This is a genomic window from Pseudomonas sp. C11, assembly GCF_034683865.1.
Taxonomy (GTDB): Bacteria; Pseudomonadota; Gammaproteobacteria; order Pseudomonadales; family Pseudomonadaceae; genus Aquipseudomonas.
On the sequence record NZ_JAWIIP010000001.1, the window covers coordinates 412,848 to 437,454 of the forward strand.

Genomic DNA, 24,607 nt, shown 5'->3' on the forward strand with positions numbered 1-24,607 from the left:
TCTATTTCAAGGGCTTACTGATGAATCCTGATACTCCGCTGCAATTGCTGGGTGGCCTCACAGCCCGTGAATTCCTGCGCGACTACTGGCAGAAGAAGCCGCTGCTGGTGCGCCAGGCGATCCCGGACTTCGAAAGCCCGATCAGCCCGGACGAGCTGGCCGGCCTGGCGCTGGAAGAAGAAGTCGAATCGCGCCTGGTGATCGAGCACGGCGAGCGCCCCTGGGAGCTGCAGCGCGGCCCGTTCAACGAATACACCTTCCAGGATCTGCCCGAGCGCGACTGGACGCTGCTGGTGCAGGCCGTCGATCAGTTCGTTCCGGAAGTGGCCGAACTGCTGGAAGACTTCAAGTTCCTGCCCAAATGGCGCATCGACGACCTGATGATCAGCTTCGCCGCCCCCGGTGGCGGCGTCGGCCCGCATTTCGACAACTACGACGTATTCCTGCTGCAGGCCCACGGCCATCGCCGCTGGCAGATTGGCCAGATGTGCGATGCCGACAGCCCGCTGCTCCCCCACGCCGATCTGAAGATCCTGGCTGAATTTGAACCAACTGATGAGTGGGTACTGGAGCCCGGCGATATGCTCTATCTACCGCCGTGCCTGGCCCACAACGGCATTGCCGAGGATGATTGCATGACCTATTCCGTGGGCTTCCGCGCGCCCAGCGCCGCCGAAGTACTGACCCATTTCACCGATTTCCTCGGCCAGTTCCTGCCCGACGAAGAGCGTTACAGCGATGCCGACATCCAGCCGAGCGAGGATCCCAACCAGATCCAGCGCGATGCCCTGGAACGCCTCAAGGCTCTTCTCAACGAACACATGAGCGACGAGCGCCTGTTGATGACCTGGTTCGGCCAGTTCATGACCGAGCCCAAGTACCCGGAACTGGTCGCTGGCATCGAGATCGAGGAAGAAGACTTCCTCGGCGCCCTCGAAGACGGCGCGATCATCATCCGCAACCCCAGCGCCCGCATGGCCTGGTCGGAGGTGGGTGAAGACCTGGTGCTGTTCGCCAGCGGCCAGAGTCGCCTGGTTTCCGCCCGCCTGCGCGAGCTGCTGAAGCTGATCTGCAGTGCCGATGCGTTACATGTAGAAAACCTCGGCGCCTGGCTGGCTGACGACGAGGGGCGTACCCTGCTGTGGGAACTGGTCAAACAAGGCAGCCTGGGATTTGCCGATGAGTGAGATCACCGTCCGTGTCGCGGACTGGCATAGGGACAATGCCGAACTTCGTCGTATCCGCGACAGCGTGTTCGTTGCCGAGCAATCGGTGCCGCCGGAACTGGAGTGGGACGCCGAAGATACCGAGGCCGTGCACTTTCTCGCTGAGGAAGGTGATTACCCGGTTGGCACCGCGCGCCTGCTGCCGGACGGCCACATTGGTCGCGTCTCGGTACTCAAGGACTGGCGCGGCCTCAAGGTCGGCGAGAAACTGATGCTGGCGGTAATCGCCGAAGCCGAAAAACGCGGCCTGCATCAGCAAATGCTCACCGCGCAGGTGCATGCCACACCGTTCTATGAAAGGCTAGGCTTCAGCATTGTCAGCGACGAGTACCTCGACGCCGGCATACCGCATGTGGATATGGTGCGCACCAGCCAGTAGAGAGCACGATGAACGACAAAGACGCCCCGGTCGAACCGATCGATACGCCAGAAGCCCTTGAGCTGACAGCTATCGAATTCGAGTCGCCGGGGCGTTTTGCCGTGCACAATCCACAGCCCGCCACTGCGGATACGGCACAATCGGAGCCTGCACCATTCATCCTCGGCCAGCACGAACCTCTGGAGCGTTTCAGCATGCCGCAGGAAGCACGCGCTCATGCACTGGCATTGATCCAGCAGGCCCAACGCAGCTTATGCCTGTACAGCGAGGATCTCGAGCCCTGGCTCTATCACAGCAGCAGCGTGCAGCAAGCCTGCACCCGCTTTCTGCTGAGCAGCCCGCGGGCGCGTCTGCGCATCCTGTTGCGCGATACAACCCGCGCAGTGAAGGAAGGCCATCGACTGCTCGCCCTGTCGCGCCGCCTGTCCTCCAATCTGCATATCCGCAAATTCAACCCTGATTACCCCAGCGATGAACTGGCCTTTCTGATCGCCGACGACCGAGGGCTGTTCCTGATCCCGGAGCTGAACCAGCAGTCCGGCTACACCCTGTACAACGATCCGGCGCGTGTGCGCCAACGGCAAACCCAGTTCGACCAGGCCTGGGACACCAGCATCACCGATCCTGATCTGCGGAGCTTTCTGCCATGACCCTGCGCACGCTGTTCGCCGCCCTGCTCCTTGGCCTGTGCCTGCCACTGCAGGCGGCGACCGAACTGATCCCGTTGAACTACCGCACCGCCGACGATGTGCTGGGCGTGGTGCAATCGATGCTAGGCAACGAGGGTAAGGTCAGCGCCTACGGCAACCAGTTGGTCGTCAATGCCTCACCAGCCAAGATCGGCGAAGTTCGTCTGCTTCTGCAGCAACTGGATACTCGCCCGCGTCGCCTGCTGATCACCGTCGAGAGCAGCGACAGCAGTTACCAGAATGACCGAGGCTATCGTGTCGACGGCACGCTCAGCGCTGGCAATGCCGAAGCTCAGATCGGCCGCGGCGAAGTCAACGGTCGCGACCAGGTGCGCATCATCCGTCGCAGCACCGATAGCCGCGGCGGTGGCACCCAGCAGGTGCAAGCCACCGAGGGTTATCCGGCGCTGATCCAGGTCGGCCAGAGCGTCCCGCTGACCACCACCAGCACCGGTCCCTACGGCCAGATCTATCAGGACACCCAATATCGCGACGTGACGCGCGGCTTTTACGTGACGGCCAGCCTCTCTGGCGAGTTGGTGCATCTGTCCATCAGCAGCCAACAGGATCGCGTGAGCAATAATCGACCCGGCGTTATCGACGTGCAAGGCACCGACACTCGCGTCAGCGGCCGACTGGGCGAATGGATTCCCCTGGGCGGGGTCAGCGAGCAAACCAGCTCCGACGGTCGTGACGTATTGCGCCGCAGCACTACGCAAGGGCGTGAGGATATGTCGCTACGCGTCAAGGTCGAGGCGCTCGACTGACCCTATCGACCAAAGTCGTATGCCACTCCGCCCTCCGGGGCATGGACAAATCGCGCAGCCCCCGAAATCCCTGAAACGCCCGCCTGGTGGGCTGCCGCACGTGACCAGGCAGTCGCGGACTGAATATGTAGTAGCTTGAAAAAACCACTACAAAACGTTTGACGAAGCATTTTCCCAGAGGCATGATGGCCTCGCTCCCGCTAGCCAGGGGTCCTGAAAAGGATCTCCAGATCGTCATCGAAGCACTTCGCGACGATCCGTGTCCCAACAGCCCACAAGGCCGTACGACGAGGTTGCGACTGGAACGAAGTTGTCCTGAGGGACGGGGAAGCGTTAAGTAACAGACAGCTCGCCATGTACGGCGCAGTGCCAAGGGTTTCCACGAGCCCAACGCTCTGCGACAGCCAGCGGACTGCTCGCCTACATCCCCCTCTTCGCAGCACACCCTCGCTTTTCAGCCGTTCCCCCGCCGTCAAAGTGGTAGCCGCCCGCAGCCGTCGCACTCATGCGCGTCTAGCGTGTGTAGTTGGTGCTCAACCCACACACATCTGAAGGATTGACCATGTCCGCATATCAAAACGACATCAAGGCTGTAGCCGCTCTGAAAGAGAAATTCGGCAGCAGCTGGAGCGCTATCAACCCTGAGTCCGTCGCTCGTATGCGCGCTCAGAATCGCTTCAAGACCGGCCTGGAAATCGCCCAGTACACCGCCGACATCATGCGCCAGGACATGGAAGAGTACGACGCCGACTCCTCCCTCTACACCCAGTCCCTGGGCTGCTGGCACGGCTTCATCGGTCAGCAGAAGCTGATCTCGATCAAGAAGCACCTGAAGACCACCAACAAGAAGTACCTGTACCTGTCCGGCTGGATGGTCGCCGCACTGCGCTCCGACTTCGGTCCGCTGCCGGATCAGTCGATGCACGAAAAAACCGCCGTCTCCGACCTGATCGAAGAGCTCTACACCTTCCTGCGTCAGGCTGACAGCCGCGAACTGGATCTGCTGTTCACCGCCCTGGACGCCGCTCGTGACGCTGGTGACCACGCCAAGGCTGCCGAGATCCAGAACCAGATCGACAACTTCGAAACTCATATCGTCCCGATCATCGCCGACATCGATGCTGGCTTCGGTAACCCGGAAGCCACCTACCTGCTGGCCAAGCGCATGATCGAAGCCGGCGCCTGCTGCATCCAGATCGAGAACCAGGTTTCCGACGAGAAGCAATGTGGTCACCAGGACGGCAAAGTGACCGTTCCGCATGCTGACTTCCTCGCCAAGATCGCTGCCGTTCGCTACGCCTTCCTCGAGCTGGGTATCGACAATGGCGTGATCGTCGCCCGTACCGACTCCCTGGGTGCCGGCCTGACCAAGCAGATCGCAGTCACCAAAGAGCCGGGCGACCTGGGCGACCTATACAACAGCTTCCTGGATTGCGAAGAAGTTGCTGCCAGCGACCTGGGCAACGGCGACGTCGTGATCAATCGTGGCGGCAAGCTGCTGCGTCCGAAGCGTCTGCCGTCCAACCTGTTCCAGTTCCGCGCTGGCACTGGCGAAGACCGCTGCGTACTGGACTGCATCACCAGCCTGCAGAACGGCGCCGACCTGCTGTGGATCGAAACCGAGAAGCCGCACGTTGGCCAGATCAAGGCCATGGTTGACCGCATCCGTGAAGTCATCCCGAATGCCAAGCTGGTGTACAACAACAGTCCGTCCTTCAACTGGACGCTGAACTTCCGTCAGCAGGTGTTCGATGCATTCGCCGCCGAGGGCAAGGACGTATCCGCATACGACCGCGCCAAGCTGATGAGCGTCGAGTACGACGAGACCGAACTGGCCAAGGTTGCAGACGAGAAGATCCGCACCTTCCAGCGCGATGGCTCGGCTCACGCCGGCATCTTCCACCACCTGATCACCCTGCCGACCTACCACACCGCGGCCCTGTCCACCGACAACCTGGCCAAAGGCTACTTCGCCGACCAGGGCATGCTGGCCTACGTGAAAGGTGTTCAGCGCCAGGAGCTGCGTCAGGGTATCGCCTGCGTCAAGCATCAGAACATGGCTGGCTCCGACATCGGCGACAACCACAAGGAGTACTTCGCTGGCGAAGCTGCTCTGAAGGCGAGCGGTAAAGACAACACCATGAACCAGTTCCACTAAGAACGGTTCTCCCCTGCGGGCCACGCACCCGCAGCGGCCAATTGCCTAATCCGCCCCGGCTTGCCGGGGCTTTTTTATGCACAAGGCACGCGAATCGACAAGGCATTCCTGCATATAAAGAATGCTTTAAATTCCATAATGGAATTTAAACCCGTCGCGGCAAACGACTCCAGCGAGTCTCCGCAGCCAAAACGAGCCATATCCGTATATGGCCGCGAAATTTCCAATCGCATCGCCGCCCCGCTTCGTGAATAACACTTCATCGCAACTATCGATGCGGAAGTTGCACTTCCTCATTCCTTGGTATTAGTGCGAAAGACGCGCGAAAGCCTTTTCAAATGCAGCCATCAGCGCCTGGCTCGTCGCCCGGCGAAGGCTGAAAGCGCCGTTTCAGGGGCCTGCAACGGCTTTGCCAGAGGCCAGCCAGGGGCGCTGCCGTGAAACCAAGGTGCAATTACCGCTATTTCTGCTAAAACTACTCAGACAACAAAGCGTTGCGTGATTTATTTTTCAAATGGAAATTTACTTCTACCTTTAACAGCGCATAGAATTGTTTTCAGGATTTTTCAGAGCACGTGCTACCTGCACGGCTCCATCACGAATAATAGAAGCCGTCTCTTTACCAAGGGGTACCGGCATGCCTGATGCGGTAACGACCATGTCCCAGAACTGGGCTTTCGCTGTTTTCTTGCTGGGTGTCTGCGGGCTCATCGCCTTTATGCTCGGCCTTTCCAGCCTGCTCGGCAGCAAAGCCTGGGGACGCAGCAAGAACGAACCCTTCGAGTCGGGCATGCTTCCCACCGGCAGTGCGCGTCTGCGCCTGTCAGCCAAGTTCTATCTGGTCGCGATGCTCTTCGTGATCTTCGACGTTGAAGCCCTCTATCTCTTCGCTTGGGCAGTCTCGGTGCGCGAAAGCGGCTGGGCAGGCCTGATCGAAGCTACAGTTTTCATAGCAATTCTGTTGGCAGGTCTTGTCTATCTTTGGCGTATCGGCGCGCTCGATTGGGCACCGCAGGGACGTCGTGAACGGCAGGCGAAGCTAAAACAATGAGGCTTTGGCGATGCAATACAAACTTACTCGGGTCGACCCGAATGCGCCCAATGAGGCGTATCCGATCGGCCAGCGGGAGGTCGTTTCCGACCCGCTGCTAGAGGATCAGGTTCACAAGAACATCTACATGGGCAAGCTCTCGGACGTGCTTAACGGCGCGGTCAACTGGGGGCGCAAGAATTCCTTGTGGCCGTACAACTTCGGCCTGTCCTGCTGCTACGTGGAAATGACCACCGCCTTCACCGCCCCGCACGATGTGGCGCGTTTCGGTGCGGAAGTCATTCGCGCATCACCCCGCCAGGCCGACTTCATGGTCATTGCCGGCACCTGCTTCATCAAGATGGCCCCGGTAATCCAGCGTCTCTATGAGCAGATGCTGGAGCCCAAGTGGGTCATCTCCATGGGTTCATGCGCCAACTCCGGCGGCATGTACGACATCTACTCGGTCGTTCAGGGCGTGGACAAGTTCCTCCCCGTGGACGTCTACATTCCCGGCTGCCCGCCCCGGCCCGAGGCGTTCCTGCAAGGCTTGATGCTGCTGCAGGAATCCATCGGCCAGGAGCGCCGCCCGCTATCCTGGGTCGTAGGCGATCAAGGCATCTACCGTGCCGAAATGCCTTCGCAGAAGGAGCAGCGTCGCGAGCAGCGAATCGCCGTTACCAACCTGCGTAGCCCCGACGAAGTCTGAGCCGATGCTTGCCTGCGCAAGCGTCACGCCCACTTTCTACGTTGATCGACAGCGACCGAGACCATGACTCAAGACACCGTTGTGTCCATACCGCCTTACAAGGCTGACGACCAGGACGTCGTCGCCGAACTGCGCGCCCGCTTTGGCGACGACAGTTTCACCCTGCAAGCGACCCGCACCGGCATGCCGGTACTCTGGGTCGCCCGTGAGCGCCTGATCGAAGTGCTCACCTGCCTGCGTAACCTGCCGCGCCCCTACGTGATGCTTTACGATCTGCACGGCGTCGACGAACGCCTGCGCACCCAGCGTCGCGGCCTGCCGGAAGCCGACTTCACGGTGTTCTATCACCTGATGTCGCTGGAGCGTAATAGTGACGTAATGATCAAGGTCGCCTTGTCCGAGCGCGACCTCAACCTGCCCACCGCCACCGGTATCTGGCCCAACGCCAACTGGTACGAGCGCGAAGTCTGGGATCTTTACGGCATCACCTTCACCGGCCACCCGCATCTGAGCCGCATCATGATGCCGCCGACCTGGGAAGGTCATCCGCTGCGCAAGGACTACCCGGCGCGCGCCACCGAATTCGATCCGTTCAGCCTGACCCTGGCCAAACAAGAGTTGGAAGAAGAAGCCGCACGCTTCCGCCCCGAAGACTGGGGCATGAAGCGCGGCGGTGAGCACGAGGACTACATGTTCCTCAACCTCGGCCCCAACCACCCGTCCGCCCACGGCGCCTTCCGCATCATCCTGCAGCTCGACGGTGAAGAGATCGTCGATTGTGTGCCAGAGATCGGCTACCACCACCGTGGTGCCGAGAAGATGGCCGAACGGCAGAGCTGGCACAGTTTCATCCCCTACACCGACCGCATCGACTATCTCGGCGGGGTGATGAACAACCTGCCCTACGTGCTCTCGGTGGAGAAACTCGCCGGCATCAAGGTGCCAGCCCGCGTCGATTTCATCCGCGTGATGATGGCCGAGTTCTTCCGCATCACCAGTCACCTGCTGTTCCTGGGTACTTACATCCAGGACGTCGGCGCCATGACCCCGGTGTTCTTCACCTTCACCGACCGCCAGCGCGCCTACAAGGTGATCGAAGCCATCACCGGCTTCCGCCTGCATCCGGCCTGGTATCGCATCGGTGGCGTCGCCCACGACCTGCCGCGCGGTTGGGACAAGCTGGTCAAGGAATTCGTCGACTGGCTGCCCAAGCGCCTCGACGAATACGAGAAGGCCGCGCTGAAGAACAGCATCCTCAAGGCCCGCACCATTGGTGTGGCGCAGTACAACACCAAGGAAGCGCTCGAATGGGGCACCACCGGTGCCGGCCTGCGCGCCACCGGTTGCGACTTCGACCTGCGCAAGGCGCGCCCCTACTCCGGCTACGAGAACTTCGAGTTCGAGGTACCGCTGGCGGCCAATGGTGACGCCTATGACCGCTGCATGGTGCGGGTGGAGGAGATGCGCCAGAGCATCCGCATCATCGATCAGTGTCTGAAGAACATGCCGGAAGGCCCTTACAAGGCCGATCACCCGCTGACCACGCCGCCGCCGAAAGAACGCACGCTGCAGCACATCGAAACCCTGATCACCCACTTCCTGCAGGTTTCCTGGGGCCCGGTTATGCCGGCCAACGAAGCCTTCCAGATGATCGAGGCGACCAAGGGCATCAACAGCTACTACCTGACGAGCGACGGCAGCACCATGAGCTACCGCACCCGGATTCGTACCCCCAGCTTCGCCCACCTGCAGCAGATCCCCTCGGTGATCCGCGGCAGCATGGTGGCGGATCTGATCGCCTATCTGGGCAGTATCGACTTCGTCATGGCCGACGTGGACCGCTGATCATGAGCACACTAATTCAGACTGACCGTTTCACCCTCAGCGAAACCGAGCGCTCGGCCATCGAGCACGAGATGCACCACTACGAAGACCCGCGCGCCGCCAGCATCGAGGCGCTGAAGATCGTGCAGAAAGCCCGCGGCTGGGTGCCGGACGGCGCCGCTGACGCCATTGGCGAAATCCTCGGCATTCCTGCCAGCGACGTCGAAGGCGTGGCCACCTTCTATAGCCAGATCTTCCGCCAGCCGGTGGGCCGCCACGTGATTCGCGTATGCGACAGCATGACCTGCTACATCGGCGGCCATGAATCGGTGGTCAGTGAGATGCAGAAGCAACTCGGTATCGGCCTTGGCCAGACCACCAGCGATGAGCGCTTCACCCTGCTGCCGGTGTGCTGCCTGGGCAACTGCGACAAGGCCCCGGCGCTGATGATCGACGACGACACCTTCGGCGATGTCCAACCTGACGGCGTCGCCAAGCTGCTGGAGGCCTACAAATGAAGACCCTCACCTCCATCGGCCCAGCCAACCGCATCACTCGCAGCGAAGAAACCCATCCGCTGACCTGGCGCCTGCGTGACGACGCCCAGCCGGTATGGCTGGAGGAATACCAGCAGAAGAACGGCTACGCGGCTGCACGCAAGGCACTGACCGAGATGGCCCAGGCCGACATCGTGCAGACCGTCAAGGAATCCGGCCTCAAGGGCCGTGGCGGTGCAGGCTTCCCCACGGGCGTGAAGTGGGGCCTGATGCCGGCTGACGAATCCATGAACATCCGCTACCTGCTGTGCAATGCGGATGAAATGGAGCCCAACACCTGGAAAGACCGCATGCTCATGGAACAACTGCCCCACCTGTTGGTGGAAGGCATGCTGATCTCTGCGCGTGCGCTCAAGGCCTACCGCGGCTATATCTTCCTGCGCGGCGAGTACGTCGATGCTGCGGCCAACCTCAATCGCGCCATCGATGAAGCCAAGGCCGCAGGCCTGCTCGGCAAGAACATCTTCGGCTCAGGCTTCGATTTCGAGCTGTTCGTGCACACCGGTGCCGGCCGCTACATCTGCGGCGAAGAAACCGCGCTGATCAACTCGCTGGAAGGGCGCCGCGCCAACCCACGCGCCAAGCCGCCCTTCCCCGCTGCCGTCGGCGTCTGGGGCAAGCCCACCTGCGTCAACAACGTCGAGACCCTGTGCAACGTGCCGGCCATCATTGGCCAAGGCGTGGACTGGTACAAGAGCCTCGCCCTCCCCGGCAGCGAAGACCACGGCACCAAGCTGATGGGCTTCTCCGGCAAAGTGAAGAACCCCGGCTTGTGGGAACTGCCGTTCGGCATCACCGCCCGCGAGCTGTTCGAGGACTATGCCGGTGGCATGCGTGATGGCTTCAAGCTCAAGTGCTGGCAGCCTGGCGGCGCCGGTACCGGTTTCCTGCTGCCCGAACACCTTGAGGCGCAGATGTACGCTGGCGGCATCGGCAAGGTCGGCACGCGCATGGGCACCGGCCTGGCGCTGGCAGTCGACGACTCGATCAACATGGTTTCCCTGCTGCGCAACATGGAAGAGTTCTTCGCCCGCGAGTCCTGCGGCTGGTGTACGCCGTGCCGCGACGGCCTGCCGTGGAGCGTGAAGATCCTCCGCGCTCTGGAGCGCAAGCAAGGCACCGCCGAAGACATCCAGACCCTGCTCGGCCTGGTCAATTTCCTCGGCCCGGGCAAGACCTTCTGTGCTCACGCGCCAGGCGCCGTGGAGCCGTTGGGCAGTGCCATCAAGTATTTCCGTGAAGAGTTCGAGGCCGGTGTGGCCCAGGTGGCGACTACGCCCCGCACGCCGGCGACCGCGAGCTGAACAGACGAATTCCCTTAGCCAGCCGCTTTAACCAGCGGGTAAACGAAGACTTAAAGAAATGGCCACTATCCACGTAGACGGCAAAGATTTCGAAGTCGATGGTGCAGACAACCTCCTGCAGGCCTGCCTGTCCCTCGGACTCGATATCCCCTACTTCTGCTGGCACCCGGCGCTTGGCAGCGTCGGAGCGTGCCGCCAGTGCGCAGTCAAACAGTACAACGACGAGAACGACACCCGTGGTCGCATCGTCATGTCCTGCATGACGCCTGCCACCGACAACACCTGGATCAGCATCGACGACGAGGAATCCAAGGCGTTCCGCGCCAGCGTCGTCGAATGGCTGATGACCAACCACCCGCACGACTGCCCGGTCTGTGAGGAAGGCGGTCACTGCCACCTGCAGGACATGACGGTGATGACCGGGCACAACGCCCGTCGTTATCGCTTCACCAAGCGTACCCACCAGAACCAGGAACTCGGCCCCTTCATCGCCCACGAGATGAACCGCTGCATCGCCTGCTACCGCTGCGTGCGCTACTACAAGGACTACGCCGGCGGCACCGACCTGGGCGTCTACGGCGCGCACGACAACGTGTACTTCGGTCGCGTCGAGGACGGCACGCTGGAAAGCGAGTTTTCCGGCAACCTGGTCGAGGTCTGCCCGACTGGCGTATTCACCGACAAGACCCACTCCGAGCGCTACAACCGCAAGTGGGACATGCAGTTCGCCCCGAGCATCTGCCATGGCTGCTCCAGCGGCTGCAACATCAGCCCCGGCGAGCGCTACGGCGAGCTGCGTCGCATCGAGAACCGCTTCAACGGCTCGGTCAACCAGTACTTCCTCTGCGACCGTGGCCGCTTCGGCTATGGCTACGTCAACAATGCGGATCGCCCGCGTCAGCCGCTGCTGGCCGGCCAGGCCGTCGGCATCGATGCCGCGCTGGACAAGGCCGCCGAGCGGCTCAAGGGCAAGCGCTTGATCGGCATTGGCTCGCCGCGTGCCAGCCTGGAGTCCAACTTCGCCCTGCGCGAGCTGGTCGGTGCCGACAACTTCTACAGCGGCATCGCCGCTAGCGAATTGGCCAATATCCGCCTGATCCGCGACATCCTGCAGAATGGCCCGCTGCCGACGCCGACCCTGCGCGATGTCGAGCTGCACGACGCCATCTTCGTCCTCGGCGAAGACCTGACCCAGACCGCCGCACGCATGGCCCTGGCCCTGCGCCAGGCGGTCAAGGGCAAGGCCACCGAGATCGCTGCCGGTGCGCGCATTCAGGATTGGCACATGGCGGCCGTGCAGAACGTTGCGCAGCATGCTCGTCACCCGCTGTTTATCGCCAGTGTCGCGGAAACCCGCCTGGACGACGTGGCTGCCGAAAGCGTGCAAGCCGCGCCGGCCGACCTGGCTCGCATCGGTTTCGCCGTAGCCCACGCCATCGACTCCAGCGCCCCAGCCGTCGACGGTCTGGAAGCCGAAGCACAAGCGTTGGTACAACGCATCGCCGACGCCCTGCTGGCAGCCCAGCGCCCGCTGATCGTCTCCGGCGCCTCGCTGGGCGACAAAGCCCTGATCGAAGCCGCCGCCAATATCGCCAGCGCGCTGAAGAACCGTGAGAAGAATGGCTCGCTGAGCCTGGTGGTACCGGAAGCCAACAGCCTGGGCCTGGCACTACTGGGCGGTGAATCGGTCGATGCTGCGCTGGATGCCTTGAGTGGCGGCCAGGCCGACGCCGTGATCGTGCTGGAAAACGACCTGTACCGCCGCGCCGATGCGGCCAAGGTCGATGCAGGGCTCAGCGCCGCGCAGGTGGTGATCGTCGCCGATCACCAGCGCACCGCCACCAGCGAACGCGCCCACCTGCTGCTACCGGTGGCCTCCTTCGCCGAAGGCGACGGCACCCTGGTCAGCCTGGAAGGCCGCGCCCAGCGCTTCTTCCAGGTCTATGAGCCGAGCTACTACGACGCGGGCATTCTGATCCGCGAAGGCTGGCGCTGGCTGCACGCGCTGCACAGCACCCTGCAAGGCAAGGCCGTGGACTGGACGCAACTGGATCAGGTCACCGAGGCCTGCGCCGCCAGCAACCCGCTGCTGGCTGGCATCAAGGATGCCGCGCCGAGCGCCTCGTTCCGCATCAAAGGCCTCAAGCTTGCCCGCGAGCCGCACCGCTACAGTGGTCGTACCGCCATGCGCGCCAATATCAGCGTGCACGAGCCGCGTCAGCCGCAAGATCAGGACAGCGCCTTCGCCTTCTCCATGGAAGGCTACGCCGGCAGCAAGGAAGACCGTCAGCAGATTCCGTTCGCCTGGTCGCCGGGCTGGAACTCGCCGCAGGCCTGGAACAAGTTCCAGGACGAGGTCGGTGGTCATCTGCGTGCCGGCGACCCCGGCGTGCGCCTGCTCGAAGCCGCCGGTAACGCCCTGCCCTGGTTCGCCGTGAACGCCGCGTTCAACCCGGCAGCCGGCACCTGGCAGGTGGCGCCGCTGCACCACCTGTTCGGCAGCGAGGAAAACTCCGCGCGCGCCAAACCGATCCAGGAACGCATGCCCGAGCCCTACGTGGCCCTGGCCCGCGATGAAGCGGCCCGCCTGGGCGTGAACGACGGCGCGCTGCTGACCCTGCGCGTCAACGGTCAGGCACTGCGCCTGCCGCTGCAAGTGCGTGACGATCTGGCCGTCGGTCTGGTCGGCCTGCCGGTTGGCTTGCCGGGTATTCCGGCAGCCGTCACCGGTGCCAGCGTGACCCTGCTGCAGGAGGCCGCGCAATGAACTGGTTTACGCCCGAACTGATCGAGATCGTCATCGCGGTACTCAAGGCCATCGTCATCCTGCTGGTGGTAGTGGTCTGCGGCGCGCTGCTGAGCTTCATCGAGCGCCGTCTGCTCGGCTGGTGGCAGGATCGCTACGGCCCCAACCGTGTGGGGCCGTTCGGCATGTTTCAGATCGCCGCCGACATGATCAAGATGTTCTTCAAGGAGGACTGGACGCCGCCGTTCGCCGACAAGTTCATCTTCACCCTGGCGCCGATGATCGCCTTCGCCGCGATGCTGATGGCCTTCGCCATCATCCCCATCACCCCGAACTGGGGCGTGGCGGATCTGAACATCGGCATCCTGTTCTTCTTCGCCATGGCAGGTCTTTCGGTCTACGCGGTGCTGTTCGCCGGCTGGTCGAGCAACAACAAGTTCGCCCTGCTCGGCAGCCTGCGTGCCTCGGCCCAGACTATCTCCTACGAGGTGTTCCTGGCCCTGGCGCTGATGGGCGTGGTGGCGCAGGTCGGCTCGTTCAACATGCGCGACATCGTCGACTACCAGGCGCAGAACCTGTGGTTCATCATTCCGCAGTTCTTCGGCTTCTGTACCTTCTTCATCGCTGCTGTCGCCGTGACCCACCGTCACCCGTTCGACCAGCCGGAAGCCGAGCAGGAGCTGGCCGACGGTTACCACATCGAATACGCCGGGATGAAATGGGGCATGTTCTTCGTCGGCGAATACGTGGCCATCGTCACCGTATCGGCGCTGCTTGTCACCCTGTTCTTCGGTGGCTGGCACGGCCCGTTCGGCATCCTGCCGCAGATTCCGTTCTTCTGGTTCGCGCTGAAAACGGCCTTCTTCATCATGATCTTCATTCTGCTGCGCGCGTCGATCCCACGCCCGCGCTATGACCAGGTCATGGCCTTCAGCTGGAAGTTCTGCCTGCCGCTGACCCTGATCAACCTGCTGGTGACCGGCGCCGTCGTGCTGGCCACGGCCCAGTAAGGAGAAAAGCAATGTTCAAGTACATCTGGGACGTGCTGGTCGGTACCGGCACCCAACTGCGCAGCCTGGTCATGGTGTTCAGCCATGGCTTTCGCAAGCGCGACACCCTGCAATACCCGGAAGAACCGGTCTACCTGCCGCCGCGCTACCGTGGCCGCATCGTCCTGACCCGCGACCCCGACGGCGAAGAACGCTGCGTGGCCTGCAACCTGTGCGCCGTGGCCTGCCCGGTGGGTTGCATCTCGCTGCAGAAAGCCGAGACCGATGACGGGCGCTGGTACCCGGAGTTCTTCCGCATCAACTTCTCGCGCTGCATCTTCTGCGGCCTGTGCGAGGAAGCCTGCCCGACCACCGCGATCCAGCTCACCCCCGATTTCGAGATGGGCGAGTTCAAGCGTCAGGATCTGGTGTACGAGAAGGAAGACCTGCTGATCAGCGGCCCCGGCAAGAACCCGGACTACAACTTCTACCGCGTTGCCGGTATGGCCATCGCCGGCAAGCCCAAGGGCGCCGCGCAGAACGAGGCCGAGCCGATCAACGTCAAGAGCCTGCTGCCTTGAGGAGCTTCTGATGGAATTCGCGTTCTACTTCGCCGCCGGTGTGGCGGTGGCAGCAACGGTCGGGGTGGTCACCAACACCAACCCGGTGCATGCCCTGCTCTATCTCATCGTCTCGCTGCTGGCGGTGTCGATGGTGTTCTTCGCCCTCGGTGCGCCCTTTGCCGGCGCGCTGGAAATCATCGTCTACGCCGGCGCCATCATGGTGCTGTTCGTCTTCGTGGTGATGATGCTCAACCTTGGCCCGGCTGCTGCCGAGCAGGAGCGCAAGTGGCTGACGCCTGGCATCTGGGTCGGCCCGGCGATTCTCAGCGCCCTGCTGCTCGGCCAGTTGCTCTATGTACTGCTGAATCACGTCAGCGACGCCCACATCGGCCACACCACGGTCGAAGCCAAGGCCGTCGGCATTAGCCTGTTCGGCCCCTACCTGCTGGCCGTAGAGCTGGCCTCCATGCTGCTGCTCGCCGCACTGGTCGCTGCCTACCACCTGGGCCGCCATGACGCCAAGGAGCCCACCGTATGACCGGCATCCCACTCGAACACGGCCTGGCCCTGGCTGGCGTGCTGTTCTGCATCGGCCTGGTCGGCCTGATGGTGCGGCGCAACATCCTATTCATCCTGATGAGCCTGGAAGTGATGATGAACGCTGCTGCACTGGCCTTCGTGGTTGCCGGCGCCCGTTGGGGCGCGGCTGACGGCCAGGTGATGTTCATTCTGGTGATCACCCTGGCAGCCGCCGAGGCCAGCATCGGCCTGGCGATCCTGCTGCAGTTGTATCGCCGCTTCAACACCCTGGATATCGACGCTGCCAGCGAGATGCGCGGATGAACCTTCTAGCCCTGACTCTATTCTTCCCGCTGCTCGGCTGGCTGCTGCTGGCCTTCTCGCGCGGACGCTTCTCGGAAAACACCAGCGCAGTGATCGGTGTCGGCTCCATCGGCCTGGCGGCCACCAGCGCTGCCTGGGTCATCGCCGCCTTTCTCGGCAATCCGCCGGCCAGCGGCGCCTACAGCCTGACCCTGTGGCAGTGGATGAGCGTCGAAGGCCTGGCGCCGAGCTTCACCCTGCATCTGGATGGCCTGTCCGCCACCATGCTCGGCGTGGTCACCGGCGTGGGTTTTCTGATCCACCTGTTCGCCAGCTGGTACATGCGCGGCGAGGAAGGCTATTCGCGCTTCTTCGCCTACACCAACCTGTTCATCTTCAGCATGTTGCTGCTGGTACTCGGCGACAACCTACTGGTGCTGTTCTTCGGCTGGGAAGGCGTGGGCCTGTGCTCGTACCTGCTGATCGGCTTCTACTACAAGCACGTGCCCAACGGTAACGCGGCGCTCAAGGCGTTCATCGTCACCCGCGTCGGTGACGTGTTCCTGATGATTGGCATGTTCATCCTGTTCCTCAACCTCGGCACCTTGAACATCCAGGAGCTGATGGTGCTGGCGCCGCAAAAGTACGTAGCCGGCGACGCCTGGCTGTGGGTTGCCACGCTGATGCTGCTCGGCGGCGCGGTGGGCAAGTCTGCACAGCTGCCGCTGCAGACCTGGCTGGCCGATGCCATGGCAGGCCCGACTCCGGTGTCGGCGCTGATCCACGCGGCGACCATGGTCACCGCCGGCGTCTACCTGATCGCCCGTACCCACGGTCTGTTCCTGCTGACCCCGGAGATTCTCGAGCTGGTCGGCGTCGTTGGCGGCGTGACCCTGGTGCTGGCCGGTTTCGCCGCACTGGTACAAACCGACATCAAGCGCATCCTCGCCTACTCGACCATGAGCCAGATCGGCTACATGTTCCTGGCCCTGGGCGTCGGCGCCTGGGATGCAGCGATCTTCCACCTGATGACCCACGCTTTCTTCAAGGCCCTGCTGTTCCTCGCCTCCGGTGCGGTGATCCATGCCTGCCACCACGAGCAGAACATCTTCAAGATGGGCGGCCTGTGGAAGAAGCTGCCGCTGGCCTATGCCAGCTTCGTCGTCGGTGGTTCCGCGCTGGCGGCCCTGCCGCTGCTGACCGCCGGCTTCTACTCCAAGGACGAAATCCTCTGGGAAGCTTTCGCCAGCGGCCATAGCGAGCTGCTCTACGCCGGCCTGGTCGGTGCCTTCCTGACCTCGATCTACACCTTCCGCCTGATCTTCATCGCCTTCCACGGCGAGCAGAAGACCGAGGCGCATGCCGGTCATGGCGTCGCCCATAACCTGCCGCTGCTGGTGCTGATCGTGCTGTCCACCTTCATCGGCGCCTGGATCACCCCGCCGCTGGCCGGCGTGCTGCCGGAAAGCGCTGGCCATGCCGGAGGCGAGGCCAAGCACAGCCTGGAACTGCTGTCGGGGCTGATCGCAGTGAGCGGCATCGTCATCGCCGCCCTGCTCTTCCTCGGCCAGCGCCGCGTTGCCTCTGCCGTGGCGCAGAGCGCGCCGGGTCGCCTGCTGAGCGCCCTGTGGTTCGCGGCCTGGGGCTTCGACTGGCTCTATGACAAGCTGTTCGTGCGCCCTTATCTGCTGCTCTGCCACCTGCTGCGCCGCGACCCCATCGACCGCAGCATCGGCCTGATTCCGCTGCTCGCGCGTGGTGGCAACGCCGCACTGGTACGCAGCGAAACCGGCCAGGTGCGCTGGTACGCCGCCTCGATCGCCGGGGGCGCCGTACTGGTGCTCGCCGTCATCCTCTTTTTGAGTTAAGGAAAACAGCCTGATGATTCTGCCCTGGCTAATCCTGATCCCCTTCATCGGCGGCCTGCTGTGCTGGCAAGGCGAGCGTTTCGGCCATGTCCTGCCGCGCTGGATCGCCCTGATCACCATGAGCCTGCTGTTCGGCCTGAGCCTGTGGCTGTGGGTCAGCGGCGACTTCACCCTGGCGCCCGCCCCGGACGGCGGCCCACGCTGGGCCCACGAGTTCGTCATCGACTGGATTCCGCGGTTGGGCATCACCATCCACCTGGCGATGGACGGCCTGTCGGTGCTGATGGTGGTGCTCACCGGTCTGCTCGGTGTGCTCTCGGTACTGTGTTCGTGGAACGAGATCCAGCACCGCGTCGGCTTCTTCCACCTCAACCTGATGTGGATTCTCGGTGGTGTGGTCGGCGTATTCCTCGCCGTTGACCTGTTCCTGTTCTTCTTCTTCTGGGAAATGATGCTGGTGCCGATGTACTTCCTCATCGCGCTCTGGGGTCATAGCGGCAGCGACGGCCGCACCCGCATCACTGCCGCGACCAAGTTCTTCATCTTCACCCAGGCCAGTGGCCTGATCATGCTGGTGTCGATCCTGGCCCTGGTGTTCGTGCACTTCAACCAGACCGGCGTACTGACGTTCAACTACGCCGACCTGCTGAAGACCGAACTGGCGCCCGGCACCGAATACCTGCTGATGCTCGGTTTCTTCGTCGCCTTCGCGGTGAAATTCCCGGTGGTGCCGGTGCACTCCTGGTTGCCGGACGCCCACGCTCAGGCTCCCACCGCCGGCTCCGTTGACTTGGCCGGCATCCTGCTGAAAACCGCCGCCTACGGCCTGCTGCGCTTCGCCCTGCCGCTGTTCCCCAATGCCTCGGCGGAGTTCGCACCCATCGCCCAGTGGCTCGGTGTGTTCGCCATCGTCTACGGCGCCCTGCTGTCGTTCGCCCAGACCGACATCAAGCGCCTGGTGGCCTACTCCAGTGTGTCGCACATGGGCTTCGTGCTGATCGCCATCTATTCGGGCAGCCAGATCGCCCTGCAGGGCGCGGTGGTGCAGATGGTTGCCCACGGCCTGTCGGCCGCTGCGCTGTTCATCCTCTGCGGCCAGCTCTACGAGCGCGTGCACACCCGTGACCTGCGCCAGATGGGCGGCATCTGGGCGCGCATGCCCTGGTTGCCGGCCATCAGCCTGTTCTTCGCTGCTGCAGCGCTGGGCCTGCCGGGCACCGGCAACTTCGTCGGCGAATTCCTCATTCTGCTCGGCAGCTTCCCCAGCGCGCCCTGGGTCGTGGTGCTGGCCGCCACTGGCCTGGTGCTTGGCTCGGTTTACGCTCTGGCGATGATTCACCGCGCCTACTTCGGCCCGGTGCAACAGGATACGCCGCTGCCCGGCCTCAAACCGCGCGAGCTGGCCATGGTGCTCGGCCTTGGCGTACTGCTGATTCTGCTTGGCGTTTACCCGCAACCGGTGCTCGATACCTCCGCTGCCAGCATGCATGGCGTGCAGCAGTGGATGGCTGGCGCCCTCGATCAACTCGCCTCGGGCCGGTAAGGGTAAGGATTAGAGACTCATGGAACATCACGCTGTCGACTTCACCCTGCAACACCTGATCGCCCTGCTGCCGCTGCTGGTGACCAGCCTCACCGCTGTCGTGGTAATGCTGGCCATCGCCGCCAAGCGCAATCACACGGTGACCTTCATCCTCTCGGTGGTGGGCCTGAACCTGGCGCTGCTATCGCTGATTCCGGCACTGGAGGTGGCGCCGCTCGAAGTCACCCCGCTGCTGCTGATCGACAAGTTCGCCTGCTACTACATGGCCCTGGTGCTGGCCGCCAGCCTGGCCTGCATCACGCTGATCCATGCCTACCTGGGCGGCGATTCGGGCAAGGGCTATCCGGGCAACCGCGAGGAGCTGTATCTACTGGTATTGCTGTCCGCCGCTGGCGGTCTGGTACTGGTCAGCGCGCAGCACCTGGCCAGCCTGTTCATCGGTCTGGAACTGCTGTCGGTGCCCACCTACGGCATGATCGCCTACGCCTTCTTCAACAAGCGCTCGCTGGAGGCTGGCATCAAGTACATGGTGCTGTCGGCAGCCGGTTCGGCCTTCCTGCTGTTCGGTATGGCGCTGCTGTATGCCGAGTCCGGCAACCTGGCCTTCGCTGATATCGGTATCAGTCTGATGCGCGAGAGCAGCCAACTGGTGCAGATCGGCATTGGCATGATGTTGATCGGTCTGGCCTTCAAGCTGTCGCTGGTGCCCTTCCACCTGTGGACGCCGGACGTCTACGAAGGAGCCCCTGCGCCAGTCGCAGCCTTCCTCGCCACTGCCAGCAAGGTGGCGGTGTTCGCCGTGCTGCTGCGCCTGTACCAGATGTCCCCGGCCATGAGCGGCGGCTGGCTGAACGAACTACTGACCCTGATCGCCATTGCCTCGATCCTGTTCGGCAACCTGCTGGCGCTGCTGCAGAACAACCTCAAGCGCCTGCTGGGTTACTCGTCCATCGCCCACTTCGGCTACCTGCTGGTGGCGTTAGTGGCGAGCAAGGGCCTGGCCGTGGAAGCCGTGGGCGTGTACCTGGCCACCTACGTGCTGACCAGCCTGGGCGCCTTCGGAGTGATCACCCTGATGTCCACCCCCTACAGCGGTCGCGATGCCGATGCGCTTTACGAGTACCGTGGCCTGTTCTGGCGCCGTCCGTACCTGACCGCCGTACTCACGGTGATGATGCTGTCGTTGGCCGGCATTCCGCTGACGGCGGGCTTTATCGGCAAGTTCTACGTGATCGCCGCCGGTGTCGAGGCGCAACTCTGGTGGCTGCTTGGCACCATGGTGCTGGGCAGCGCCATCGGCGTGTTCTATTACCTGCGGGTGATGGTCACCCTGTTCATGCGCGAACCCAACCTGCATCGCCACGATGCGCCCTTCGACTGGGGCCAGCGCGCCGGCGGCATCATGCTGCTGGTGGTCGCCCTGCTCGCCTTCTTCCTTGGCGTGTATCCGCAGCCGCTACTGGAGCTGGTGCAGCAGGCCGGATTGGTTGGCCTAGCGCAGTAAACGAAGCCCCGCAAACGAAGAGCCCCCGCAGATGCGGGGGCTTTCTTTTAAGGGTCGCGGCTAAAGCCCCTCCCACAGGTCTTCGAGGTGACTTGTGGGAGGGGCTTTAGCCGCGACAGCTATATGCCTCAGCGATCCCCAGGCTTCCGATCAATGCCCGCCCAGGTAAGCGTTGCGCACCTCTTCGTTGCCCAACAGCTCAGCACCGCTGCCGGTCAGGCGAATTTCGCCAGTGACCATCACATAAGCACGATCCGACAACTTCAGCGCATGATTGGCGTTCTGCTCCACCAGAAAGATGGTCATGCCGGTCTGCGCCAGCTCGCGCAGGGTGGCGAAGATCTGCTTGACCACGATGGGCGCCAGCCCCAGCGAGGGCTCATCGAGCAACAGCAGTTTGGGCCGACTCATCAGCGCGCGGGCGATGGCGAGCATCTGTTGCTCGCCGCCGGACATGGTCATCGCACGTTGGTTGCGCCGCTCCTTCAAGCGTGGAAACAACTCGAACGTGCGCTGGATATCCTCATCAGCATGGGCCATGCCGATGGGAATGGTGCCCATCAGCAGATTCTCCTCCACGCTCATGTCCGGAAACACCCGACGCCCCTCGGGTGACTGGGCGATGCCATTGGAGGCGACATAGTGCGCCGACTTATCGGTGATATCGGTGCCCTGATAGAGAATCTGCCCGCCGCTGGCGCGCGGCTGACCGAAAATCGACATCAGCAACGTGGATTTACCGGCACCATTGGCGCCAATCAGGCTCACCGTCTCACCTTGATCGATGTGCAGGCTTACCGACTTCAGTGCCTGAATCGGCCCGTAGTGCACATCGACATTCTTGAACTCCAGTAACGGCGAACTCATGCCACATCCTCTTCATCCGCGCCGAGGTAGGCGGCGATCACTTTGGGGTCGTTCTTGATCTGCTCTGGCGTGCCCTGAGCGATCACGTTGCCGTATTCGAGCACGACGATATGGTCGGAAATGTCCATCACCATGCCCATGTCGTGCTCGATCAACAGCACGGTAATCTGGTGCTCATCACGCAGGCGACGAATGATCCGGCTCAACGCCTGGGTCTCCGCCGGGTTGAGGCCAGCGGCGGGTTCGTCCAGGCAGATCAGTTCGGGCTGCGTGCACATCGCACGGGCGATTTCCAGACGGCGCTGCTGGCCATAGGACAATTCACCGGCCAGGCGATTGGCGCAATCGACCAGATCGACAACCTCCAGCCAGTAGAAGGCATGGTCGAGCAGCTTCGATTCGCGGCGGCGAAAGCCAGGGGTGTTGAGAATGCCCGCCAGCAGGTTGCGGTTGGAGGACATGTGCTGGGCCACCAGCAGGTTCTCCACCACCGACATTTCCTTGAACAGGCGAATGTTCTGGAAGGTGCGCGCCAATCCGGCGCGGTTGACCAGATGGGTACCGCCAAACAACTTGTACCAGAGGCGCCTGGCGAAGCTGCCGGGCTGCACGAAATCATGGGGCTGAAACGGCTCACCGAGCACCTGGATGACGTTGGTCGTGGTGGCCTGCGCATTGAGCTTGATGCTGCCACCACTGGCCGAGTAGAAGCCGGTCAGGCAGTTGAACACAGTGGTCTTGCCGGCACCATTGGGACCGATCAGCGCCGAAATCGAGTGGCGCTGGATGCTGAAATTCACATCGTTGAGCGCCTTGATGCCACCGAAATGCATCATCAGGCTGTCGACCGCAAGGATCTGTTCGCTCTGTTTCATGGCGCCACCCCCTTGCGAATCGCATAGCCGGTTCGACTAACGCGTACGAGGCCGCGTGGGCGCCAGATCATCATCAACACCATCAGCACACCGAACACCAGCATGCGAACGTCACCGAACTCACGCAGCAGCTCGAACAGCAGCGTCATGGTGAAGGCCGAAATGACCACGCCGAGGGTAGACCCCAGCCCGCCGAGCACGACGATGGCCAACACCAGAATCGACTCGAGAAAGTTGAAGGACGCCGGGTTGATGAAGCCCTGGTAAGTGGCGAAAAACACCCCGGCAATGCCGGCAGTGGAGGCGCCGATCATGAACGCAGAGAGTTTTACCATTACATGGTTCAGGCCCATCGCACGGCAGGCGATTTCGTCTTCGCGCAGCGCCTCCCAGGCCCGACCAATTGGCATGCGCGTCAGCCGATGCTTGATGTAGAGCACGGCCAGCACCACCAGAAACAGTACGCCGTAGACCACGATCATCGACATGCTGGGGTTGTAACTGATGCCCAGCAACTCGTGCAGCGGCGTACCACCGTCCTTGGCGCGGCGACCGAATTCGATGCCGAAGAAGGTGATCCCCGGAGCGGAAACGCCGTTGGGGCCGTTGGTGAACTCCATCCAGTTGTTGAGCACCAGGCGGATGATCTCGCCAAACCCGAGGGTGACGATGGCCAGGTAGTCGCCATGCATGCGCAGCACCGGAAAACCCAGGATCGCCCCGGCAACCGCCGCCATCACCGCCGCAATCGGCAACATGCTCCAGAAGCCCAGATCCAGGTACTGATACCCCAGCGCCAGGCCATAGGCTCCGATGGCGTAGAAGCCGACATAGCCCAGATCGAGCAGCCCAGCCAGGCCGACCACGATGTTCAGGCCCAGTCCCAGCAGCACATAGATCAGGCAGAGAATCACCACCGTCAGCCAGTATTTGCTGGCCAGGAACGGGAAGGCGATCGCCAGCACGATGATCAGCGGCAGGATGAAGCGCAGGCTGGATTTGTGATCAGCAGGTAAGACATGCACGCCGCCGTCGTTACGGCGAAACACGGCGAACCACTTGCGCCCCCTGGCCGTCTGGCCGAAGGCGCTGAGCAGAAAACGTCCGGCCATGACGATGGCCACCAGCAGCGCCACGCGCTGCGGCTGCAGATTGAAGTCATAGCCGTCGAGCACGATGCCGACGATGGGGCCGAACACCAGCAGCGCGAGCAGACCGGCCAGCGCGGTGTCACGCAGCACCGCCTTGAAGTCGAATGTCTCTGTCATGCCGTTACACCTTGGTCACTTGCGGTTTGCCGAGCAGCCCCTGCGGGCGAAAGATCAGCACCAGAACCAGCAGCGAGAAGCTGAACACGTCCTTGTAGTCGGAGTTGACCATGCCCGCGAACTGCGCCTCGGACACACCGAGAATCAGCCCGCCGAGCATCGCTCCAGGCAGTGAACCGATGCCGCCGAGCACGGCCGCGGTGAAGGCCTTGATGCCGATGATGAAGCCGGCATAGAAATCGAAGGTGCCGTAATTCATGGTGATCAGCACCCCGGCCAACGCCGCCATCGACGCGCCGATGACGAACACGTAGGAAATCACCCGGTCGGTGTCGATACCGAGGATCGAGGCCATCTTGCGATCCTGCTGAGTCGCGCGGCACATGCGGCCGAGCTTGGTGTGCTGGATCATGTAATGCAGGATCGCCATGCCGATCAGCGAAGCGACGATGATGAACAGCTTGGTGTAGGTCAGTTGCACATAGCCTTCGCCGATGTGGAACTTGATCACCCCGTCGAGCAAGGTCGGCACGCCCTGCTGCCGCGCGCCCTGGCTGAGCTGGACGAAGTTCTGCAGGATCAGCGACATGCCGATGGCGCTGATCAGCGGCGCGAGGCGCGTCGAATTGCGCAGCGGCTTGTAGGCAATGCGCTCGATGGTCCAGCCATAGACGCCAGTGATCACGATGCTGAACACCAGCGTGCCGAGAATCAGAAAGGGGAATGAGTCGACGCCAAAGAAGGCCAGCACGGCCAGGCCGATGGCAGCCAGGTAGGCGCTGATCATGTACACGTCGCCGTGGGCGAAGTTGATCATGCCGATGATGCCGTAAACCATGGTGTAGCCAATGGCGATCAGGCCGTAGACCGAGCCCAGCGTCACGCCATTGATCAATTGCTGCAGAAAGATGCCGTCCAT

At 62.5% G+C, this 24,607-nt stretch carries 22 protein-coding genes; 18 read left to right on the top strand and 4 right to left on the bottom strand.

Annotated elements, in window-relative coordinates; translation table 11 throughout:
* Nucleotides 1-20 precede the first annotated feature (20 nt).
* The 18 genes from VC352_RS01830 to nuoN all read left to right on the top strand — a co-directional run bounded on the left by VC352_RS01830 (nt 21) and on the right by nuoN (nt 20,678).
* Nucleotides 21-1,187: a cupin domain-containing protein gene (locus VC352_RS01830; RefSeq protein WP_322977870.1), complete on the top strand. Its 1,167-nt coding sequence runs from the start codon at nt 21-23 to the stop codon at nt 1,185-1,187.
* Entirely contained in the window at nt 1,180-1,605 is a 426-nt protein-coding gene (locus VC352_RS01835; protein WP_322977871.1) for a GNAT family N-acetyltransferase, read from the top strand. Before VC352_RS01830 ends, VC352_RS01835 begins: the two co-directional genes overlap by 8 nt.
* Before the next feature lie 8 nt (nt 1,606-1,613).
* The gene (locus tag VC352_RS01840; protein WP_322977872.1) at nt 1,614-2,255 is read left to right on the top strand and encodes a histone acetyltransferase HPA2; all 642 of its coding nucleotides are present in this window, start codon (nt 1,614-1,616) and stop codon (nt 2,253-2,255) included.
* Complete coding sequence (locus tag VC352_RS01845; protein ID WP_322977873.1) at nt 2,252-3,061, top strand: secretin N-terminal domain-containing protein; 810 nt, start codon at nt 2,252-2,254, stop codon at nt 3,059-3,061. Before VC352_RS01840 ends, VC352_RS01845 begins: the two co-directional genes overlap by 4 nt.
* A 562-nt stretch (nt 3,062-3,623) precedes the next feature.
* On the top strand, nt 3,624-5,219 hold the full coding sequence (locus VC352_RS01850; RefSeq protein ID WP_322977874.1) for an isocitrate lyase: 1,596 nt from the start codon (nt 3,624-3,626) through the stop codon (nt 5,217-5,219).
* A 637-nt stretch (nt 5,220-5,856) separates the two neighbouring features.
* The gene (locus VC352_RS01855) at nt 5,857-6,270 is read left to right on the top strand and encodes an NADH-quinone oxidoreductase subunit A (protein WP_024308132.1); all 414 of its coding nucleotides are present in this window, start codon (nt 5,857-5,859) and stop codon (nt 6,268-6,270) included.
* Nucleotides 6,271-6,280: 10 nt separating this feature from the next.
* Nucleotides 6,281-6,958, top strand: coding sequence for a NuoB/complex I 20 kDa subunit family protein (locus VC352_RS01860; RefSeq protein ID WP_013715478.1), 678 nt, complete (start codon nt 6,281-6,283; stop codon nt 6,956-6,958).
* A gap of 63 nt (nt 6,959-7,021) precedes the next feature.
* Entirely contained in the window at nt 7,022-8,803 is a 1,782-nt protein-coding gene (nuoC, locus tag VC352_RS01865; protein WP_322977875.1) for an NADH-quinone oxidoreductase subunit C/D, read from the top strand.
* The gene (nuoE, locus tag VC352_RS01870) at nt 8,800-9,300 is read left to right on the top strand and encodes an NADH-quinone oxidoreductase subunit NuoE (RefSeq protein WP_322978140.1); all 501 of its coding nucleotides are present in this window, start codon (nt 8,800-8,802) and stop codon (nt 9,298-9,300) included. Before nuoC ends, nuoE begins: the two co-directional genes overlap by 4 nt.
* The gene (nuoF, locus tag VC352_RS01875; protein ID WP_322977876.1) at nt 9,297-10,643 is read left to right on the top strand and encodes an NADH-quinone oxidoreductase subunit NuoF; all 1,347 of its coding nucleotides are present in this window, start codon (nt 9,297-9,299) and stop codon (nt 10,641-10,643) included. Before nuoE ends, nuoF begins: the two co-directional genes overlap by 4 nt.
* A gap of 58 nt (nt 10,644-10,701) precedes the next feature.
* The gene (nuoG, locus tag VC352_RS01880; protein ID WP_322977877.1) at nt 10,702-13,410 is read left to right on the top strand and encodes an NADH-quinone oxidoreductase subunit NuoG; all 2,709 of its coding nucleotides are present in this window, start codon (nt 10,702-10,704) and stop codon (nt 13,408-13,410) included.
* A complete protein-coding gene (gene nuoH / locus VC352_RS01885; RefSeq protein WP_322977878.1) occupies nt 13,407-14,399 on the top strand; it encodes an NADH-quinone oxidoreductase subunit NuoH in 993 nt (330 codons plus the stop codon). The genes nuoG and nuoH overlap by 4 nt, the downstream gene beginning before the upstream one ends.
* A gap of 11 nt (nt 14,400-14,410) precedes the next feature.
* Complete coding sequence (gene nuoI, locus VC352_RS01890; RefSeq protein ID WP_041979355.1) at nt 14,411-14,959, top strand: NADH-quinone oxidoreductase subunit NuoI; 549 nt, start codon at nt 14,411-14,413, stop codon at nt 14,957-14,959.
* 10 nt (nt 14,960-14,969) lie between these two features.
* Nucleotides 14,970-15,479, top strand: coding sequence for an NADH-quinone oxidoreductase subunit J (nuoJ, locus tag VC352_RS01895; protein WP_041979356.1), 510 nt, complete (start codon nt 14,970-14,972; stop codon nt 15,477-15,479).
* On the top strand, nt 15,476-15,784 hold the full coding sequence (nuoK, locus tag VC352_RS01900) for an NADH-quinone oxidoreductase subunit NuoK (protein WP_003460477.1): 309 nt from the start codon (nt 15,476-15,478) through the stop codon (nt 15,782-15,784). The genes nuoJ and nuoK overlap by 4 nt, the downstream gene beginning before the upstream one ends.
* Nucleotides 15,781-17,631 (top strand): NADH-quinone oxidoreductase subunit L, encoded by a 1,851-nt coding sequence (nuoL, locus tag VC352_RS01905; protein ID WP_322977879.1) that lies wholly within the window; start codon nt 15,781-15,783, stop codon nt 17,629-17,631. The genes nuoK and nuoL overlap by 4 nt, the downstream gene beginning before the upstream one ends.
* A gap of 13 nt (nt 17,632-17,644) precedes the next feature.
* Complete coding sequence (gene nuoM / locus VC352_RS01910; protein WP_322977880.1) at nt 17,645-19,174, top strand: NADH-quinone oxidoreductase subunit M; 1,530 nt, start codon at nt 17,645-17,647, stop codon at nt 19,172-19,174.
* 19 nt (nt 19,175-19,193) lie between these two features.
* The gene (gene nuoN, locus VC352_RS01915) at nt 19,194-20,678 is read left to right on the top strand and encodes an NADH-quinone oxidoreductase subunit NuoN (protein WP_322977881.1); all 1,485 of its coding nucleotides are present in this window, start codon (nt 19,194-19,196) and stop codon (nt 20,676-20,678) included.
* A gap of 150 nt (nt 20,679-20,828) precedes the next feature.
* Here nuoN and VC352_RS01920 read toward each other — a convergent pair whose 3' ends face one another.
* From VC352_RS01920 to VC352_RS01935, 4 genes are read right to left on the bottom strand one after another with little or no spacing between them, the layout of a single operon-like run.
* Nucleotides 20,829-21,545, bottom strand: a complete 717-nt coding sequence (locus VC352_RS01920) for an ABC transporter ATP-binding protein (RefSeq protein ID WP_322977882.1) — start codon at nt 21,543-21,545, stop codon at nt 20,829-20,831.
* Complete coding sequence (locus VC352_RS01925) at nt 21,542-22,420, bottom strand: ATP-binding cassette domain-containing protein (RefSeq protein WP_322977883.1); 879 nt, start codon at nt 22,418-22,420, stop codon at nt 21,542-21,544. Before VC352_RS01925 ends, VC352_RS01920 begins: the two co-directional genes overlap by 4 nt.
* Complete coding sequence (gene livM, locus VC352_RS01930; protein ID WP_322977884.1) at nt 22,417-23,688, bottom strand: high-affinity branched-chain amino acid ABC transporter permease LivM; 1,272 nt, start codon at nt 23,686-23,688, stop codon at nt 22,417-22,419. The genes VC352_RS01925 and livM overlap by 4 nt, the downstream gene beginning before the upstream one ends.
* A 4-nt stretch (nt 23,689-23,692) precedes the next feature.
* A complete protein-coding gene (locus tag VC352_RS01935; RefSeq protein ID WP_322977885.1) occupies nt 23,693-24,607 on the bottom strand; it encodes an ABC transporter permease subunit in 915 nt (304 codons plus the stop codon).

What these genes read in the sequence shown, in the direction of transcription:
- VC352_RS01850 (WP_322977874.1), top strand. Translation starts at nt 3,624, where the DNA reads ATGTCCGCATATCAAAACGACATCAAGGCTGTAGCCGCTCTGAAAGAG.
- nuoN (WP_322977881.1), top strand. Translation starts at nt 19,194, where the DNA reads ATGGAACATCACGCTGTCGACTTCACCCTGCAACACCTGATCGCCCTG.
- VC352_RS01860 (WP_013715478.1), top strand. Translation starts at nt 6,281, where the DNA reads ATGCAATACAAACTTACTCGGGTCGACCCGAATGCGCCCAATGAGGCG.
- VC352_RS01840 (WP_322977872.1), top strand. Translation starts at nt 1,614, where the DNA reads ATGAACGACAAAGACGCCCCGGTCGAACCGATCGATACGCCAGAAGCC.
- VC352_RS01845 (WP_322977873.1), top strand. Translation starts at nt 2,252, where the DNA reads ATGACCCTGCGCACGCTGTTCGCCGCCCTGCTCCTTGGCCTGTGCCTG.
- nuoC (WP_322977875.1), top strand. Translation starts at nt 7,022, where the DNA reads ATGACTCAAGACACCGTTGTGTCCATACCGCCTTACAAGGCTGACGAC.
- nuoL (WP_322977879.1), top strand. Translation starts at nt 15,781, where the DNA reads ATGAACCTTCTAGCCCTGACTCTATTCTTCCCGCTGCTCGGCTGGCTG.
- nuoJ (WP_041979356.1), top strand. Translation starts at nt 14,970, where the DNA reads ATGGAATTCGCGTTCTACTTCGCCGCCGGTGTGGCGGTGGCAGCAACG.
- VC352_RS01920 (WP_322977882.1), bottom strand. Translation starts at nt 21,545, where the DNA reads ATGAGTTCGCCGTTACTGGAGTTCAAGAATGTCGATGTGCACTACGGG.
- VC352_RS01855 (WP_024308132.1), top strand. Translation starts at nt 5,857, where the DNA reads ATGCCTGATGCGGTAACGACCATGTCCCAGAACTGGGCTTTCGCTGTT.
- VC352_RS01925 (WP_322977883.1), bottom strand. Translation starts at nt 22,420, where the DNA reads ATGAAACAGAGCGAACAGATCCTTGCGGTCGACAGCCTGATGATGCAT.
- VC352_RS01830 (WP_322977870.1), top strand. Translation starts at nt 21, where the DNA reads ATGAATCCTGATACTCCGCTGCAATTGCTGGGTGGCCTCACAGCCCGT.
- nuoM (WP_322977880.1), top strand. Translation starts at nt 17,645, where the DNA reads ATGATTCTGCCCTGGCTAATCCTGATCCCCTTCATCGGCGGCCTGCTG.
- nuoI (WP_041979355.1), top strand. Translation starts at nt 14,411, where the DNA reads ATGTTCAAGTACATCTGGGACGTGCTGGTCGGTACCGGCACCCAACTG.
- VC352_RS01935 (WP_322977885.1), bottom strand. Translation starts at nt 24,607, where the DNA reads ATGGACGGCATCTTTCTGCAGCAATTGATCAATGGCGTGACGCTGGGC.
- nuoF (WP_322977876.1), top strand. Translation starts at nt 9,297, where the DNA reads ATGAAGACCCTCACCTCCATCGGCCCAGCCAACCGCATCACTCGCAGC.
- nuoK (WP_003460477.1), top strand. Translation starts at nt 15,476, where the DNA reads ATGACCGGCATCCCACTCGAACACGGCCTGGCCCTGGCTGGCGTGCTG.
- nuoG (WP_322977877.1), top strand. Translation starts at nt 10,702, where the DNA reads ATGGCCACTATCCACGTAGACGGCAAAGATTTCGAAGTCGATGGTGCA.
- VC352_RS01835 (WP_322977871.1), top strand. Translation starts at nt 1,180, where the DNA reads ATGAGTGAGATCACCGTCCGTGTCGCGGACTGGCATAGGGACAATGCC.
- livM (WP_322977884.1), bottom strand. Translation starts at nt 23,688, where the DNA reads ATGACAGAGACATTCGACTTCAAGGCGGTGCTGCGTGACACCGCGCTG.
- nuoH (WP_322977878.1), top strand. Translation starts at nt 13,407, where the DNA reads ATGAACTGGTTTACGCCCGAACTGATCGAGATCGTCATCGCGGTACTC.